15 protein-coding genes and 4 tRNA genes are annotated in these 15,374 nt (G+C 70.2%); 7 read left to right on the plus strand and 12 right to left on the minus strand.

Going from position 1 to position 15,374, the window contains the following annotated elements; translation table 11 throughout:
- Positions 1 to 7: 7 nt before the first annotated feature.
- The 4 genes from ruvC to pdxS form a co-directional block, all read right to left on the minus strand.
- Positions 8 to 586: a crossover junction endodeoxyribonuclease RuvC gene (gene ruvC / locus WFG93_RS06770; RefSeq protein WP_336645552.1), complete on the minus strand. Its 579-nt coding sequence runs from the start codon at positions 584 to 586 to the stop codon at positions 8 to 10.
- Between the two features lie 73 nt (positions 587 to 659).
- On the minus strand, positions 660 to 1,424 hold the full coding sequence (locus tag WFG93_RS06775) for a YebC/PmpR family DNA-binding transcriptional regulator (RefSeq protein ID WP_336645553.1): 765 nt from the start codon (positions 1,422 to 1,424) through the stop codon (positions 660 to 662).
- Between the two features lie 76 nt (positions 1,425 to 1,500).
- Entirely contained in the window at positions 1,501 to 2,088 is a 588-nt protein-coding gene (pdxT, locus tag WFG93_RS06780; RefSeq protein ID WP_336645714.1) for a pyridoxal 5'-phosphate synthase glutaminase subunit PdxT, read from the minus strand.
- A 2-nt stretch (positions 2,089 to 2,090) separates the two neighbouring features.
- Positions 2,091 to 2,993, minus strand: coding sequence for a pyridoxal 5'-phosphate synthase lyase subunit PdxS (gene pdxS / locus WFG93_RS06785; RefSeq protein ID WP_336645554.1), 903 nt, complete (start codon positions 2,991 to 2,993; stop codon positions 2,091 to 2,093).
- 68 nt (positions 2,994 to 3,061) lie between these two features.
- On the opposite strand from pdxS, the gene WFG93_RS06790 reads away from it, so the two are divergent.
- The gene (locus WFG93_RS06790; protein ID WP_336645555.1) at positions 3,062 to 4,372 is read left to right on the plus strand and encodes an aminotransferase class I/II-fold pyridoxal phosphate-dependent enzyme; all 1,311 of its coding nucleotides are present in this window, start codon (positions 3,062 to 3,064) and stop codon (positions 4,370 to 4,372) included.
- A gap of 4 nt (positions 4,373 to 4,376) precedes the next feature.
- Positions 4,377 to 5,228, plus strand: a complete 852-nt coding sequence (gene pdxY, locus WFG93_RS06795) for a pyridoxal kinase PdxY (protein ID WP_336645556.1) — start codon at positions 4,377 to 4,379, stop codon at positions 5,226 to 5,228.
- Positions 5,229 to 5,241: 13 nt separating this feature from the next.
- Here the strand turns inward: pdxY and WFG93_RS06800 are convergent, their stop codons facing one another.
- The 3 genes from WFG93_RS06800 to WFG93_RS06810 all read right to left on the minus strand — a co-directional run bounded on the left by WFG93_RS06800 (position 5,242) and on the right by WFG93_RS06810 (position 8,246).
- Entirely contained in the window at positions 5,242 to 5,796 is a 555-nt protein-coding gene (locus WFG93_RS06800; protein ID WP_336645557.1) for an HIT family protein, read from the minus strand.
- Positions 5,793 to 7,730, minus strand: a complete 1,938-nt coding sequence (thrS, locus tag WFG93_RS06805; protein ID WP_336645715.1) for a threonine--tRNA ligase — start codon at positions 7,728 to 7,730, stop codon at positions 5,793 to 5,795. Before thrS ends, WFG93_RS06800 begins: the two co-directional genes overlap by 4 nt.
- Positions 7,731 to 8,078: 348 nt before the next feature.
- Entirely contained in the window at positions 8,079 to 8,246 is a 168-nt protein-coding gene (locus WFG93_RS06810; RefSeq protein WP_177243763.1) for a hypothetical protein, read from the minus strand.
- Positions 8,247 to 8,402: 156 nt separating this feature from the next.
- On the opposite strand from WFG93_RS06810, the gene WFG93_RS06815 reads away from it, so the two are divergent.
- Positions 8,403 to 9,740 carry a cryptochrome/photolyase family protein gene (locus tag WFG93_RS06815; RefSeq protein ID WP_336645558.1) on the plus strand — a complete coding sequence of 446 codons (1,338 nt, stop codon included), beginning with the start codon at positions 8,403 to 8,405 and terminating at the stop codon, positions 9,738 to 9,740.
- Between the two features lie 60 nt (positions 9,741 to 9,800).
- Here WFG93_RS06815 and WFG93_RS06820 read toward each other — a convergent pair.
- The 3 genes from WFG93_RS06820 to WFG93_RS06830 form a co-directional block, all read right to left on the minus strand.
- Positions 9,801 to 9,872, minus strand: a tRNA-Val gene (locus tag WFG93_RS06820).
- A gap of 25 nt (positions 9,873 to 9,897) precedes the next feature.
- A tRNA-Cys gene (locus tag WFG93_RS06825) sits at positions 9,898 to 9,968 on the minus strand.
- 56 nt (positions 9,969 to 10,024) lie between these two features.
- Positions 10,025 to 10,097: transfer RNA gene (locus tag WFG93_RS06830), tRNA-Gly, on the minus strand.
- A 202-nt stretch (positions 10,098 to 10,299) separates the two neighbouring features.
- Between WFG93_RS06830 and WFG93_RS06835 the strand changes: the two genes are divergently transcribed.
- The 4 genes from WFG93_RS06835 (at position 10,300) to WFG93_RS06850 (ending at position 13,986) form a co-directional block, all read left to right on the plus strand.
- Positions 10,300 to 10,375 (plus strand) — tRNA-Val (locus WFG93_RS06835).
- 125 nt (positions 10,376 to 10,500) lie between these two features.
- A complete protein-coding gene (locus WFG93_RS06840; protein ID WP_336645559.1) occupies positions 10,501 to 11,844 on the plus strand; it encodes a cytochrome P450 in 1,344 nt (447 codons plus the stop codon).
- Positions 11,841 to 13,043, plus strand: coding sequence for a zinc-dependent alcohol dehydrogenase (locus WFG93_RS06845; RefSeq protein ID WP_336645560.1), 1,203 nt, complete (start codon positions 11,841 to 11,843; stop codon positions 13,041 to 13,043). The genes WFG93_RS06840 and WFG93_RS06845 overlap by 4 nt, the downstream gene beginning before the upstream one ends.
- Before the next feature lie 49 nt (positions 13,044 to 13,092).
- Positions 13,093 to 13,986 (plus strand): TIGR01777 family oxidoreductase, encoded by an 894-nt coding sequence (locus WFG93_RS06850; RefSeq protein ID WP_336645561.1) that lies wholly within the window; start codon positions 13,093 to 13,095, stop codon positions 13,984 to 13,986.
- A 53-nt stretch (positions 13,987 to 14,039) separates the two neighbouring features.
- Here WFG93_RS06850 and WFG93_RS06855 read toward each other — a convergent pair whose 3' ends face one another.
- Both WFG93_RS06855 and WFG93_RS06860 read right to left on the minus strand, forming a co-directional pair.
- Positions 14,040 to 14,795: an MBL fold metallo-hydrolase gene (locus WFG93_RS06855; RefSeq protein ID WP_336645562.1), complete on the minus strand. Its 756-nt coding sequence runs from the start codon at positions 14,793 to 14,795 to the stop codon at positions 14,040 to 14,042.
- A gap of 77 nt (positions 14,796 to 14,872) precedes the next feature.
- On the minus strand, positions 14,873 to 15,346 hold the full coding sequence (locus tag WFG93_RS06860) for a type II toxin-antitoxin system PemK/MazF family toxin (protein ID WP_442928235.1): 474 nt from the start codon (positions 15,344 to 15,346) through the stop codon (positions 14,873 to 14,875).
- Positions 15,347 to 15,374 lie beyond the last annotated feature (28 nt).

The following is a 15,374-nucleotide window of genomic DNA, read 5'->3' on the forward strand; positions in this document are numbered from 1 at the left end:
CGCCAGCCTATCGGAGATATGTTCTAGAGACACGGGCCCCGCGCTCGGCATTCGCCCACGCCTGCTGCGCGGGGGTGAGTCCGGCGCCGGACGGTGCCGCGACGGCACCGCCGCGCCACGCGTGGCACAGCGCGATCGCCAGCGCGTCCGCGGCATCCGCGGGCTGCGGCGGCGCATCCAGACGCAGGATCCGCGCGATCATCGACTGCACCTGGCGCTTGTCGGCCGAACCGTAGCCGGTGACGGCCGCCTTCACCTCGCTGGGCGTGTGCGTCGCCGCCGGCAGTCCTGCCTCTGCCGCGACGAGCAGGGCGACACCGGATGCCTGCGCTGTCGCCATCACCGTCTGCACGTTGTGCTGCGCGAAGACCCGCTCGACGGCGACCGCGGTGGGGCCGTGCTCGTCGATTGCAAGACGGATGCCGGCGGCCACCGCCGCCAGCCGGGTGGAGAGGTCCGCATCGACCGGGGTGCGCACCACACCGACGTGGACGAGGGTCGCCCGTCGCGAACGGTCGACGTCGACTATCCCGATGCCGCAGCGGGTGAGGCCGGGGTCGATGCCGAGGACGCGGAGGGGACGCACTCCTTCAGGCTAGGAGGTGCTGATCGGCCCCGGGCGCAGGCGCGCCCGGGGCCGATCAGCTGCTGTCCGCTGACTATTCCTCGTCGTCGCTCTCGAGCTCGGCCTGCACGTCCGGGGTGAGGTCGAAGTTCGCGAACACGTTCTGCACGTCGTCGCTGTCCTCGAGGGCGTCGATGAGACGGAAGACCTTGCGCGCGGTGTCGGCGTCGATCTCGACCTTGAGGTTCGGCACGAACTCGACATCCGCGGAGTCGTAGTCGATGCCGGCCTCCTGCAGGCCGGTGCGCACCGCCACCAGGTCGGTGGCCTCGGCGATGACCTGGAAGCCCTCGGCGTGCGGCTCGACCTCCTCAGCACCCGCCTCGAGGGCGGCCATCATCACGTCGTCCTCGGTGGTTCCCTCTGCGCCGACGACGATGACGCCCTTGCGGGTGAAGTTGTAGGCGACCGAACCGGGGTCGGCCAGCGTGCCGCCGTTGCGAGTGAGCGCGGTGCGCACCTCGGCAGCGGCGCGGTTCTTGTTGTCGGTCAGACACTCGATCATGAGGGCGACGCCGTTGGGTCCGTAGCCTTCGTACATGATCGAGGTGTACTCGACGGCTTCGCCGCCTATGCCTGCCCCGCGCTTCACCGCGCGGTCGATGTTGTCCTTCGGGACCGACATCTTCTTGGCCTTGAGCACCGCGTCGAAGAGCGTCGGGTTTCCGGCCTGATCGGGTCCGCCGAGCTTTGCCGCGACCTCGATGTTCTTGATGAGCTTCGCCCACGACTTGGCACGGCGCGCGTCGATGACGGCCTTCTTGTGCTTGGTCGTGGCCCACTTGGAATGCCCGGACATGTGTCTCCGCTCGTCGTCTGCGCCCGGAGTCGCCTCCAGGGCGTCGTCCATTCTATCGAATCGTGAGCAAAGCGCCTCAGCTACGCGAGGCGACGCGCTGCAGGAACCGATCGTGGAACCGCGTCTCGCCCGAGATCTCGGGGTGGAAGCTGATGCCGAGCAGGTTCCCCTGCTCCACGGCGACGACGCTGCCGTCCTGCAGAGTTGCCAGCGCAGTGGCCTCCGGTCCCACCGTCTCCACCACCGGACCGCGGATGAACGCGGCGTGCACTGGCTGGTCGCCGAGAGCCGGCACGGCGACCGGGCCCTCGAAGGAATCGACCTGACGGCCGAACGCGTTGCGCCGCACGGTGACGTCGAGCCCGCCGAACGTCTGCTGCCCCTCGATCGCGTCGACGAGTCGGTCGGCGAGCATGATCAGTCCCGCGCAGGTGCCGAACACCGGCATCCCGTCGCGAATGGCGGCGCGGATCGGGTCGGCGAGGCCGAACATGCGCGCGAGCTTGTCGATCACGCTCGACTCGCCGCCGGGGATCAAGAGGCCGTCGACGGCGGTGAACTCCTCGGGTCGGCGCACCCGCAGCACGTCCGCTCCGAGGCGCTCGAGCAGGGCGGCATGCTCTCGCACGTCGCCCTGCAATGCGAGCACCCCGACGCGCGGCATCGTCACCAGCCGCGCTCGGCGAGGCGGTGCGGAGCCGGCAGGTCGGAGACGTTGATGCCCACCATCGCCTCGCCGAGGCCACGCGACGCCTCGGCGATCACCTTCGGGTCGTCGTAGAACGCGGTGGCCTTGACGATCGCCTTGGCTCGCGCGACCGGGTCGCCGGACTTGAAGATGCCGGACCCGACGAACACGCCGTCGGCGCCGAGCTGCATCATCATCGCGGCGTCAGCGGGCGTGGCCACGCCGCCGGCGACGAAGAGGACGACGGGCAGCGCACCCGTTCCGGCGATCTCCGCGACGAGCTCGTACGGGGCCTGCAGCTCCTTGGCCGCGACGTACAGCTCATCCTTCGACAGGGCACCCAGGGCGGCGATCTCGCCGCGGATCTTGCGGATGTGCTTCATCGCCTCCGAGACGTCGCCGGTGCCGGCCTCGCCCTTCGATCGGATCATCGCGGCGCCCTCGGTGATGCGGCGCAGCGCCTCGCCGAGATGGGTGGCGCCGCACACGAACGGCACGGTGAAGGGCCACTTGTCGATGTGGTTCACGTAGTCGGCGGGCGAGAGCACCTCGGACTCATCGATGTAGTCGACGCCGAGCTCCTGCAGAACCTGCGCCTCGACGAAGTGGCCGATGCGGGCCTTGGCCATCACGGGGATCGACACAGCGTCGATGATGCTGTCGATCATGTCCGGATCGCTCATGCGCGACACGCCGCCCTGAGCGCGGATGTCGGCCGGCACGCGCTCCAGCGCCATGACCGCGACAGCACCGGCGTCTTCGGCGATCTTGGCCTGCTCGGCGGTCACGACGTCCATGATCACCCCGCCCTTGAGCATCTCGGCGAGACCGCGCTTGACGCGCTGGGATCCGGTGGACGGGTTCTGTTCGGTGGCTGCCATGATCACTCCTCGTTGTGACAATCCGCACTTTGGCCTATGTCAAAAGATAGCACCGTAGGATCGGAGCGATGGACGACATGATCAGCGGGACCACAGCCGCGGAGATCGCCGACAGCGTCCGCGCGCTGCGCGAGCGCGGAATGCTGCGATCCGGCGATCCGCTGCCGCCGGTGCGCGAACTCGCATCGACCCTGGGCGTGAACCGCAACACCGCGGTCGCCGCGTACCGACAGCTCGCGCAGGCCGGCCTCGTCGTCTCCCGGGGTCGGGCAGGCACGGTGATCGCGGGCGGTGCGCCCGTCGCGCAGGAGGGCGTGGCCGACACGGTGCTGCGCGATGTGGCATCCGGCAACCCCGATCCCGCCCTCATCCCCGACCCGACGCGGGCGCTCGGATCGATCGTCGGCCGGCCGGTGCTGTACGGCGAACCGGTCATCGACGCGGGTCTCGAGCGATTCACCCGCGAGTGGATGCGCGCCGACCTGCCGCGCGACGACCTGCAGATCGTGGTCACCAGCGGCGCGGTCGACGCGGTCGAGCGGCTGCTCGCCCAGGCGCTGACGCGCGACGACGCGGTCGCCCTGGAGGACCCGTGCTTCCTCGCCAGCATCCACACCGTCCGTCTGGGCGGCTACCGCGCGGTTCCCGTCCCGGTGGACGAGGAGGGCATGACCGTCGAAGGCCTGCGCGCGGCGCTGCACGCGGGCGTGCGGGCGATCATCAGCACGCCCCGCGCGCAGAATCCCACGGGCGCGAGTCTCTCCCCCGCCCGGGCCGAGGCGCTGCGCGAGGTGCTCGCCGACCACCCGTACGTCCTGATCATCGAGGACGACCACTTCTCGCTGCTCTCCCCGCACCCGTACGCCACGCTGATCGGTGCCGATCACGAGCGCTACGCCCTGATCCGCTCGGTGTCGAAGTTCCTCGGCCCCGACATGTGCGTGGCCCTCGCCGGCACCGACCCCGTGACCGCCGAGCGCCTCGCGATGCGGCTCAGCCCCGGCACGACGTGGGTGAGCCATCTGCTGCAGCGGCTCGCGCACGCACAGCTCACCGACCCCGACGCGCGCGCCGGGATCGACCGCGCGGCCGCGCACTACGCGTCGCGCAACGCCGCCTTCCGTGCCGCCCTGGCCACCCGCGGGATCCGCACCCTCTCGACCGACGGGCTGAGCCTGTGGGTGCGTCTGGACGTACCCGCCCGTCGTGCGGCGGAGCAGCTGATGCGTCGCGGGTGGCTCGCGCGTCCCGGCGACGAGTTCCTGCTCGACGACAACGCGCCGCCGTCACAGCATCTGCGCCTGACCGTGCACGACCTGACGGATGCCGAAACGGCGCGGCTCGTCGATGACCTCGCGGCCGCCGCGGTGAGAGGATGAACGGATGAAGATCCTCTCGATCCAGTCCGCCGTCGCGCACGGCCACGTCGGAAACTCCGCGGCCGTCTTCCCGCTGCAGCGCATCGGCGTCGACGTGCTGCCGGTGTACACCGTGAACTTCTCCAATCACACCGGCTACGGCGCCTGGCGCGGTCCGATGATCGACCCGGTCGACGTGCGCGAGGTCATCACCGGGATCGAGGAGCGCGGAGTCTTCGGTCAGATCGATGCCGTGCTCAGCGGATATCAGGGCGGCGAGGGCATCGGCGACGTCATCATCGACGCCGTCGCGCGCGTGAAGGCGGTCAATCCGGATGCCGTGTACGCGTGCGACCCGGTGATGGGCAACGCCAAGTCGGGCTGCTTCGTCGCCCCGGCGATCCCCGACCTGCTGCGAGACCGCGTCGTGCCGGTGGCCGACATCATCACGCCCAACCAGTTCGAGCTGGGATACCTCACCGGCACCGAGCCCGGCGACCTCGACTCGACCCTCGCCTCGGTCGACGCGGCGATGGCCATGGGCCCATCGACGGTGCTGGTCACCTCGGTGGAGCGCCCGGATCGCGAGGAGGGCACGATCGAGATGCTCGCGGCGGACGGCAGCGGGGCATGGCTGGTGAGCACCCCCCACCTGCCGATGAAGGCCAACGGCTCGGGGGATGTCACCGCGGCTCTGTTCACCGCGCACTACGTCGCCACCGGCGACGCCAGCCTCGCGCTCGAGCGCACGGTGTCCAGCGTGTTCGCCCTGCTGAAGAACACCCTGGACTCGGGCGACCGCGAGCTGCGCCTGGTCGAGTCTCAGGAGGCGTTCGCACACCCCGCGATGGAGTTCACGGCGCGCCAGGTGCGCTGACGCGCCGGCCGGCTCACACGCCGGCGGCGGGCCACGCGTTCGCCACGGCCTCGCGCACCTCGCCGAGCAGCTGCGGAAGCGCCTTGGTCTTCGCGATGATCGGGAAGAAATTCGCGTCCGTCGCCCAGCGCGGCACGATGTGCTGGTGCAGATGGGCGGCGACGCCGGCGCCGGCGACCTCCCCCTGGTTCATCCCGAGGTTGAAGCCGGTGCAGCGCGATACCTCGCGCAGCACGCGCATGGCGGTCTGCGTGAGCGCGCCGATCTCGGCGACCTCCTCGGGCGTCGCCTGATCGTATGTGGCGATGTGGCGGTACGGGCACACCAGCAGGTGACCGGAGTTGTAGGGGAACAGGTTCAGCAGCACGTAGGCCGTCTTGCCGCGCGCCACGATCAGACGCTCCGCGTCGTCGTGCTGCGGCGCCTCGCAGAACGGGCAGTCCTCGCGCAGCGGCTCGGGACCGGCCTGGATGTACGCCATCCGGTGCGGTGTCCACAGCCGCTGGAACTCGTCCGGCACGCCGGCCAGGTGAGCGCCGTCCTCCACCTCGCGCTCGCCGTCGCTCATGCGAGGTCCTCGGCGCTCATGACCCGCGTGTGGCTCGCGATCGCGGAGCGGATCCGCGACACGGCATCCGCGATCGGCACGCCGTTCTGCTGTGAACCGTCCCGGAAGCGGAACGAGACCGTTCCGGCGGCGCGGTCCTGCTCACCGGCGATGAGGATGACCGGCACCTTGGCGGTGGTGTGGTTGCGGATCTTCTTCTGCATCCGGTCGTCGGAGTGGTCGACGTCGGCGCGCACGCCGGCATCCCGGAGCTGACCGATCACCCCGTCCAGGTACTCGGCGTACTGGTCGGCGACGGGCACGCCCATCACCTGCACCGGCGCGAGCCACAGCGGGAAATCACCGGCATAGTGCTCGAGCAGGATCGCGAAGAAGCGCTCGACCGAGCCGAGCAGCGCGCGGTGGATCATCACCGGTCGGTGCTTCTGCCCGTCGGGCCCGGTGTACTCGAGCTCGAAGCGCTCGGGCTGGTTGAAGTCGAGCTGGATGGTCGACATCTGCCAGGTGCGTCCGATCGCATCCCGCGCCTGTACCGAGATCTTCGGGCCGTAGAACGCCGCGCCGCCCGGGTCGGCGACGAGCTCCAGCCCGGATTCCAGGGCGACCTCGCGCAGGGTGTCGATCGCGGTCTTCCACTGCTGGGGGTCCCCGAGGAACTTGTCGTTGCCCTCCTCGTTGGTGGACAGCTCGAGGTAGAAGTCGTTCAGGCCGTAGTCGCGCAGCAGCGTCAGGACGAGGTTCAGGTTGGTCGCGAGCTCGTCGCGCACCTGGTCCTGGGTGACGTAGATGTGCGCGTCGTCCTGGGTCAGGCCGCGCACGCGCGTCAGGCCCGAGAGCGTGCCGCTCTTCTCGTAGCGGTACACCGTGCCGAACTCCGCCATGCGCAGCGGCAGCTCACGGTAGCTGCGCCCGCGCGAGCGGAAGATCAGGTTGTGGAAGGGGCAGTTCATCGGCTTCAGGTAGTAGTCCTGACCCTGCCGGGTGACGTTGCCCTCTTCGTCGACGACCTCGTCCAGGTGCATCGGGGGGAACATGCCGTCCGCGTAGGTCTGCAGGTGCCCCGAGGTCTGGAACAGGTCCTTCTTGGTGATGTGCGGGCTGTTCACCACGTCGTAGCCGTTGCGCAGCAGGTGCCGACGCAGGTTCTCCTCGATCTCGTAGCGGATGATGCCGCCCTTGGGATGGAAGACCGCAAGCCCCGAGCCGATCTCATCGGGGAACGAGAACAGGTCCATCTCGACGCCGAGCTTGCGGTGATCACGTCGCTCGGCCTCGGCGAGGCGCTCCTGGTAGGCGCGCAGCTCGTCCTTGGTCGGCCAGGCCGTGCCGTAGATGCGCTGCAGCTGCGGATTCTTCTCGCTGCCGCGCCAGTAAGCGGCGGCGACGCGGGTGAGGTCCCAGCCGTTGCCGATCATCCGGGTGCTGGGCACATGCGGACCGCGGCAGAGGTCCTTCCAGGCGACCTCGCCGTCCTTCGTGACGTTGTCGTAGATGGTGAGCTCGCCGGCGCCGATCTCGGCGGATGCGCCCTCCGCTGCGTCCGCGCCGGAACCGGGCCCGCCGGCGAGGTCGATGAGCTCGAGCTTGAACGGCTCGTCCGCCATCTCTGCACGGGCCTCGTCCTCGCTGACGACGCGGCGCGTGAAGCGCTGACCCTCGCGGATGATGCGCTGCATCTCCTTCGAGATGGCCTTGAGGTCTTCCGGGGTGAACGCCTCGTCGACGCCGAAGTCGTAGTAGAAGCCGTCGGTGATCGGCGGACCGATGCCGAGGTTCGACTGCGGACGGATGCGCTGCACCGCCTGCGCCAGGACGTGGGCGGTCGAATGCCGCAGGATCTCGAGGCCGGCCGGACTGTCGACGGTCACCGGCTCGACGACGTCGGAATCGGTGATCGTTGCAGCAAGATCCTTCAGCTCGCCGTTCACGCGCATGGCGATGACGGCTCGATCGGTGAACAGGGCGAAGCCGTCGCGCTGCTCGGCGCGGGACTGGGCGATGTCTGACACGGGTTTCTCCAGATGGGCGATGGGATGAGGCGACTCAGCTGCGGACGCGACCGCGTCCTGCCCGCTCAGGCCCCCGTAGTTCGCGCGAGGGCATCGGCGACGACCATCAGATCGGATGTCGTCCCGGATGCCATGAGCCGAGTCTACGCCGGTCGCCGCGGCCGCTCGCATCCGGGTGCGGACACGAGAAAGCCCCGGTGCACGAGCGTCCGCTCTGCGCACCGGGGCTGGGTGGCGATCGTTACCCGTTCACGATCGACACCAGGTCGGAGGTCACACGCTCGTGTTACGACCCGAGACCGCCCTGATGAGCCACGCGATCACCGCGAGCGCGAGAAGGACCAGTCCGACCCACAGCAGGAAGTTCAGAGACTGCACAAGCCCACCCGTGATCGCGAGGATGATCGCGATGACCGCGATGATGATCAGAAGAGGATTCATGACCGTACCTTTCCCATCGTCGAGCCCGTTCGGACTCGCTGTGCTACGAATCTACGGGCGGTCCGCGAAAGGCGGTCAGGGGGTTGACGGCGGCCCTCGAACCGTGCGAGAGCGATTTCTGTGACGCGGCCGTGCGTTGTCTGAGAAGCTGGGCCGATGGCATCCCCCTCCCTGGTCTGGCTGCGCGACGACCTCCGGCTCGCCGACAATCCCGCGCTGCGTGCGGCGGTCGACCGTGACGAGCCGATCATCATCGTCTTCGTGCTCGACGAGGAGTCCCCGGGGATGCGCGCCCACGGCGGGGCGGCGCGCTGGTGGCTGCACCACTCGCTGGCGTCGCTGCGCGAACGTGTGCAGGAGCGCGGCGCAGCGATGGTGCTGCGCCGCGGCGCCGCAGAACGGGTGATCCCGCGGCTCGTCGCCGAGACCGGCGCCGGAGCGGTGTTCTGGAACCGCCGGTATGGCGGCGCGGAACGGGAGATCGACACGGCGCTGAAGGCCCGGCTGCGCGAGGACAGCGTCCAGGTGCGCTCGTTCGCCGGTTCGCTGCTCTTCGAGCCGTGGACCGTGCGCACCGGTTCCGGCACGCACTTCTCGGTCTTCACCCCGTTCTGGCAGGCCTGCCTGGCCCTGCCCGCGCCACGCGCTCCCTTACCGGAGCCGCGTGAACTGCACGGCCCCGGCCGCACGCCGGCATCCGACTCCCTGGACTCGTGGGGGCTGCTGCCGACGCGCCCGCACTGGGCCGGCGGCCTGCGCGAGACATGGGAGCCCGGAGAGCCAGCCGCCCGCCGGCGCCTGCGGGCGTTCCTCACCGAGGATCTCGCGCACTACGACCGGACCCGCGACGAACCCGCCGCGGGCGCCACCTCGCAGCTCTCCCCGCGGCTGCGGTGGGGCGAGGTCAGCCCGTTCACGGTGTGGCACGAGGCGACCGATGTCGACGGGGCGGGCCGGTTCCTCTCCGAGATCGGCTGGCGCGAGTTCGCCTGGCACACCCTCTACCACTTCCCCGACCTGGCGACGAAGAATCTGCGCCCCGAGTTCGACCGCTTCCCGTGGCCGCGGCTCAAGCCGACCCACCTGCGCGCCTGGCAGCAGGGGCGCACCGGCATCCCGCTCGTCGACGCGGGGATGCGAGAGCTCTGGCACACGGGGTACATGCACAACCGGGTGCGCATGGTCACGGCATCGTTTCTGATCAAGAATCTGCTGATCGACTGGCGACACGGCGAGCAATGGTTCTGGGACACACTCGTCGACGCCGACGAGGCCGCCAACGCGTTCAACTGGCAGTGGGTCGCCGGCTCCGGCGCGGATGCCGCACCCTACTTCCGCATCTTCAACCCCGAGCTGCAGGCGAAGAAGTTCGACGCCGACGGCCACTACGTGCGCGAGTGGGCGGCGGATGCCCCCGCCGAGCCGATCGTCGACCTGGGTGAGAGCCGCAAGGCGGCACTGGCCGCCTACGACGTGGTCAAGCGCGGCCGCTGAGCGCACGCCGGGCGCGGGGAACGCAGAAGACCCCCGGCGAGAGCCGGGGGTCTTCGTCTGTGCGCGATACTGGGATCGAACCAGTGACCTCTTCCGTGTCAGGGAAGCGCGCTACCGCTGCGCCAATCGCGCCTAGAAGGCTGTTCAGTTGTGCGAGAGGTGGCGACGGGATTCGAACCCGTGTAAACGGCTTTGCAGGCCGGTGCCTAGCCTCTCGGCCACGCCACCGCGAGGTGGATTCGAACCCACATGCGGAAACCCCCCGAAGGGGGCTTCTGCACTCGAGCGGATGACGAGACTCGAACTCGCGACCCTCACCTTGGCAAGGTGATGCGCTACCAACTGCGCTACATCCGCATATTCTGTTTCGTTCCCGGCGTCCCGGGCACTTGAAATACATTAGCCCAGGATCGGCCCATCGCCAAACCGCCCCCGGCTGCCGGGCGTGTCACCGCCACCGGCCTCTGCGCCACGCCCGGCAGGCTGTCCGGTGTCAGGGCGAAGCCGCTCATCGGGTATGCTTTCTGACTGTGCCACCGTGCACAGCACAACTCCACATGGGCGATTGGCGCAGTTGGTAGCGCGCTTCCTTCACACGGAAGAGGTCGTCGGTTCGAGTCCGGCATCGCCCACCAGCAAGACCCCGTCAGCATCCTGACGGGGTCTTCTTCGTCTCAATGCGCGCCTCTGCCGTTAGCACAGTCACGCGCGATGCGCGCCCCCGTTCCGCGTCGCACCGGCAGAGCGCAGGCTTGTCGGCATGCTCCCCCGCCTCACAGACGACGCTCCCCTGCTCTTCGTGCACGGATACGACCTCGGCTCGCGGATCTGGGCGCGGGTACGTGACGGCGCCCGCGGCGCCCCGATGCGGCTGCTCGGTCACCGCGCCGTGTTCGTGCGCGGCGCGGAGGGCGTGCGGCTGTTCTACGACGAGAGCCGGATCGCGCGGCACGGGGCCCTGCCGCGCTTCGTGCAGGAGACGCTGTTCGGGCACGGCTCGGTGCACAGCCTCGACGGCGCCGCGCACCTGCACCGCAAGGCGACCTTCGTCGACGTGGCCTACGAGGACGCCCAGGTGCGCCGACTGCTGCCCGAGCTCGAACGCGAATGGCAGCGTGCGCTGCACGACTGGGTCGCCGGAGTGCGACGCAGCGCCTACGACGCGGCGGTCGGCGTGTTTGGCCGGGCCGGGATGACGTGGGCAGGGCTGCCCGGCACCACCGACGCGCGCACCCGCTGGGCCCAGCGCCTCGCGCAGATCGTCGACGGGTTCGGTCGTCCGCTCACGCCGGCCTTCACGCTCGCGCTGTTCAACCGCATCTGGTCCGACCGGCAGGCCGCCCGCCTGATCCGCGCCGTGCGCGACGGCGTCCTCACCCCGCCGGAGCACACCGCGCTGCACCAGTGGGCCTGGCACCGCGACCACGACGGCCGCCTGCTGACCGATCGGCTGGCCGGCGTCGAGCTGCAGAACAGCATCCGGCCCCTCATCGCCGTCGCCCGCTTCGTGGCCTTCGCCGCGCGCCGCCTGCACGAGCACCCGCAGTGGCGCAGCCGCATCCACGCCGAGACCGCCGAACGCGAGCAGCTCGTCGGCGGCCCGCTCGCCACCGCCTTCGCCCAGGAGATCCGCCGCACGGCGCCCTTCGTGCCGATGCTGCCCGGACGCGCCCTCACCGACATCGCCTTCGACGGCCAGCACGTCCCCGCAGGCGGTCGCGTGGTGATCGACATCCTCGGCACCGACCTCGACGAGTCCTCGTGGGACGACCCCGCCCGGTTCCGCCCCGAGCGCTTCCTCACTCAGCCGGACTACGAGGCCATCGAGACGTTCATCCCGCACGGCGGCGCACAGGTGCAGAGCGGGCACCGCTGCCCCGGCGAGAAGCTGGCGGTGGTCGGGCTCGCCGCCGCCATCGCCGCGCTGAGCGACCCCCGCGTGCAGATCTCCGGCGAGGGGCTCACGGTCGACCGGCGGCGCCTGCCCACCATGCCGGCGTCCGGCGGCTGCGTCCACGCGGCCGCCGCGCGCGATCGCGCCCCCGCACAGACCACGCAGATGCCGCTCGCGAACGCGGGCGCCGAGACAAGGAGCGACTCATGAAGGCACTGACCTGGCACGGCAAGCGCGACGTCCGCATCGACGACGTCCCCGATCCGGTGCTCATCGAACCCACCGATGCGATCATCCGCGTCACCTCCACGGCGATCTGCGGCTCGGACCTGCATCTGTACGAGCTGCTCGGCCCCTTCCTCGATCGCGGCGACATCCTCGGTCACGAGACGATGGGCGAGGTCGTGGAGGTCGGCGCCGACATCCGCACCCTGCAGCCCGGTGACCGGGTGGTCATCCCGTTCAACATCTCCTGCGGTACCTGCTGGTTCTGCCGCCGCGGACTGCAGTCGCAGTGTGAGACGACCCAGGTGCGCGAGTACGGCAGCGGCGCGGCGCTGTTCGGCTACACCAAGCTGTACGGCCAGGTTCCCGGCGGCCAGGCCGAGTACCTGCGCGTTCCGCTCGCCGACTACAACCACGTCAAGGTCGGCCACGATCTTCCCGACGAGCGCTACCTCTTCCTCAGCGACATCCTGCCCACCGCGTGGCAGGGCGTCGAATACGCGCAGATTCCCACCGACGGAACCGTCGCGGTGCTCGGTCTCGGTCCGGTCGGACAGTTCGCCGCGCGGATCGCCCGCTCACGCGGGCACCGCGTGCTCGCTGTCGAGCCCGTGCCGGAGCGGCGCGCGATGGCGGCTCGGCACGGCATCGAGGTGTTCGATCTCGACGGAGACACTCCGGAGCAGCTGCGCGATCTCACGCAGGGGCGGGGTCCGGACGCCGTCATCGACGCCGTCGGGCTCGAGGCGCACGGCAGCCCCGGCATCTCTGTGCTGCAGCAGGCGGTCGGTCTGCTGCCCGACCCGCTCTCGCGGACGGTCCTCGAGCACGCCGGCGTGGACCGGCTGGCCGCACTGCACAGCGCCATCGACATCGTGCGCCGTGGCGGCACGGTCTCGCTCAGCGGCGTGTACGCCGGCGATGCCGACATCCTGCCGATGAAGACCATGTTCGACAAGCAGATCACCTTGCGCATGGGACAGTGCAACGTCAAGCGGTGGACGGACGAGGTCCTCCCCCTCGTGGAAGACCCGGCGGATCCGCTCGGTGTGATGGATCTCACCACCCATCACGCTGCGCTCACCGAGGCACCGGATCTGTATCGCAAGTTCCAGCGCAAGGAGGACGGCTGCATCAAGGTCGTGCTGCGCCCCGGAGCCGCCGATTCCGGGCGTGCCCTATGATCGGCGGCACCGGCGCGCCATCGGCGGCGGTCAGAGGAGGGCGGATCGGATGAGCGCATCGCGCGTGGTGATCTCAGGGGCGAGCGGGCTCATCGGAGGCGCGCTGACCCAGTCGCTGCGCGCCGATGGCATCCGGGTCGTGCACCTCGTGCGACGTCCGCCGCGCGGGGCGGACGAGATCGAGTGGCTGACCGGTGCGCCACTCGATCCCGAGGTGCTCGCCGGGGCGACGGCAGTGATCAACCTGAACGGTGCAAGCATCGGGCGCCTGCCATGGGGCCGGCAGTACCAGCAGACGCTGCTGCGCTCGCGCATCGAGCCCACCGCGGTGCTCGCGGATGCGCTCATCGCGCTGGGCACGTCCGCGCCGGCGCTGCTCTCCGCCTCCGCCGTGGGGTATTACGGCGATCGCCCCGGGGAGAGTCTCGACGAGTCCTCGTCGCCCGGGCGCACCTTCCTCGCCGAGGTGTGCGTGCGGTGGGAGGCGGAGGCACGCCGTGCGGCCGACGCGACTCGCGTGGTCCTGCTGCGCACGGCGCCGCTGCTGCATCCGGATGCCGTGCTGAAGCCGATGATCGCCCTGACCCGCCTGGGCCTGGGCGGACCGCTGGGCTCGGGGCGGCAGGTATGGCCGTGGATCTCGCTGGACGACGAGGTGCGCGCCATCCGGCGCCTGATCGACAGCGACATCGCCGGACCGGTCAACCTCGCCGGCCCCACGCGCGCCACCGCGAATGAGATCGGACGCACGCTCGCCGCCCGGCTGCACCGGCCGTACCTGCTGCCCGCCCCAGCGTGGGCGCTGCGGCTGGTGCTCGGCCACCCGGCGGCGGACTCGCTGCTGCTCTCCGACGCCGACGTCACACCCCGGACGCTGACCAGCAGCGGCTTCTCCTTCGCGCAGCCGACCGCCGAGGCCGCCATCGCCGCCGCAGTCGGCTGAGGCCGGCGACGGCGGTCCGTCCGTCTCCTGACGAGCGGTGCGGGCGGAAGCGGTCAGTGTGCGCCGAGTCGCAGCGCGGCATCGATCGCCGCACTCGCACCGCCGGTCCACGGGTCGCCGTGCCCTGGCAGCAGGATGCGCTCCCCCGCCTGCCGCAGCGCCTCCAGCGAGGCGAGCGCCTGCGGACTGTCGGCAGTGGCCGCACCGGCGACGATCTGCGGTCCGCGGTGACCGGTGTACGGGTCGAGGGTGACCAGTGCGTCGCCGCACATCATCACCCCGAGGTGCTCGAAGAACAGGGCGCAGTGTCCATCTGTGTGCCCGGGCGTCGCGATCACGCGCGGATGGCCGGGGACGTCGAGCATCTCTCCGTCGGCGAGCGATGCGGCGACGTCGGCGCCGCGCACCGTGAGGGCGCCGTTCCAGGCCATCGCGGCCATCGTCGGCAGGATCTGCGGATGCCGCAGCGGATAGCTCCAGATCGGGGCCTCGTGCGCATAGCGGTAGGGATGGCGCACCAGACGCCGATCGGCCGGATGCACGACCGCGGGCACACCCTCGCCGACAAGCGCTCGCACCATGCCGACATGGTCGAAGTGGCCGTGGGTGAGCACCACCGCGTCGATGTCGCCACGCCGGGCGCCCAGGCGTTTCAGCAGCGTATCGAGCAGGCGCGCGCTGCGCGGCAGGCCTGCGTCGACCAGGGTGAGCCCGTCGTCGGTGCGCACCAGATAGCAGTTCACATGCGCGACATCCAGGCGGTGCACGCCCGGAGCCGGCTCCGTCAGTCCCGTCGCTCTGTTGCCCATGCCGACACTGTGTCCCCGGGTCGGACCGTCCGCACCCGCCTTGCCGCCGGCCGGGGGAAGATGCTAACCGCGTCCGGTCAGATGCGGGCCCAGCCGTACCGGGCGATCAGCGCCTGTGCCACTCGCTCGTAGCGACGTCGATCCAGCACGGCGGCTTCGCGGCGCATCCCCTCCGGATGCACGCTGTAGAGCTGCTCGATGTCGACCCACGACTCGCGTCCCTGACCATCCCAGGCGCCGGATCCGATACCGATGAAGTCGCGCTCGCCGTCATGAGCGCGGCTGGTCATGCGCACGGCGTAGACGCGCCCGCCTCGGTGCCTGCCGATCACGAGCACCGGACGGTCCTTGCCGCGGCCGTCGTTCTCGGCGTAGGGCACCCACGTCCAGATGACCTCCCCGGAATCCGGCAGGCGGTTGCGAGACGGCGAATAGCCGACGCGGACGTCGGACACCCGCCCCGGGTCGATTTGCACGGTTTGCGTGCGCGGCTGCAGCAGCCGACCGAGGGCGCCGGCGAGAGCGGCGGCGATCCTGCTTCTAGAGCTCACCCGCCCACCCTACCCGCGCCCCCGGATC

Source organism: Microbacterium sp. USHLN186 (genome assembly GCF_037145155.1).
In the GTDB taxonomy this organism is placed as follows: domain Bacteria; phylum Actinomycetota; class Actinomycetes; order Actinomycetales; family Microbacteriaceae; genus Microbacterium.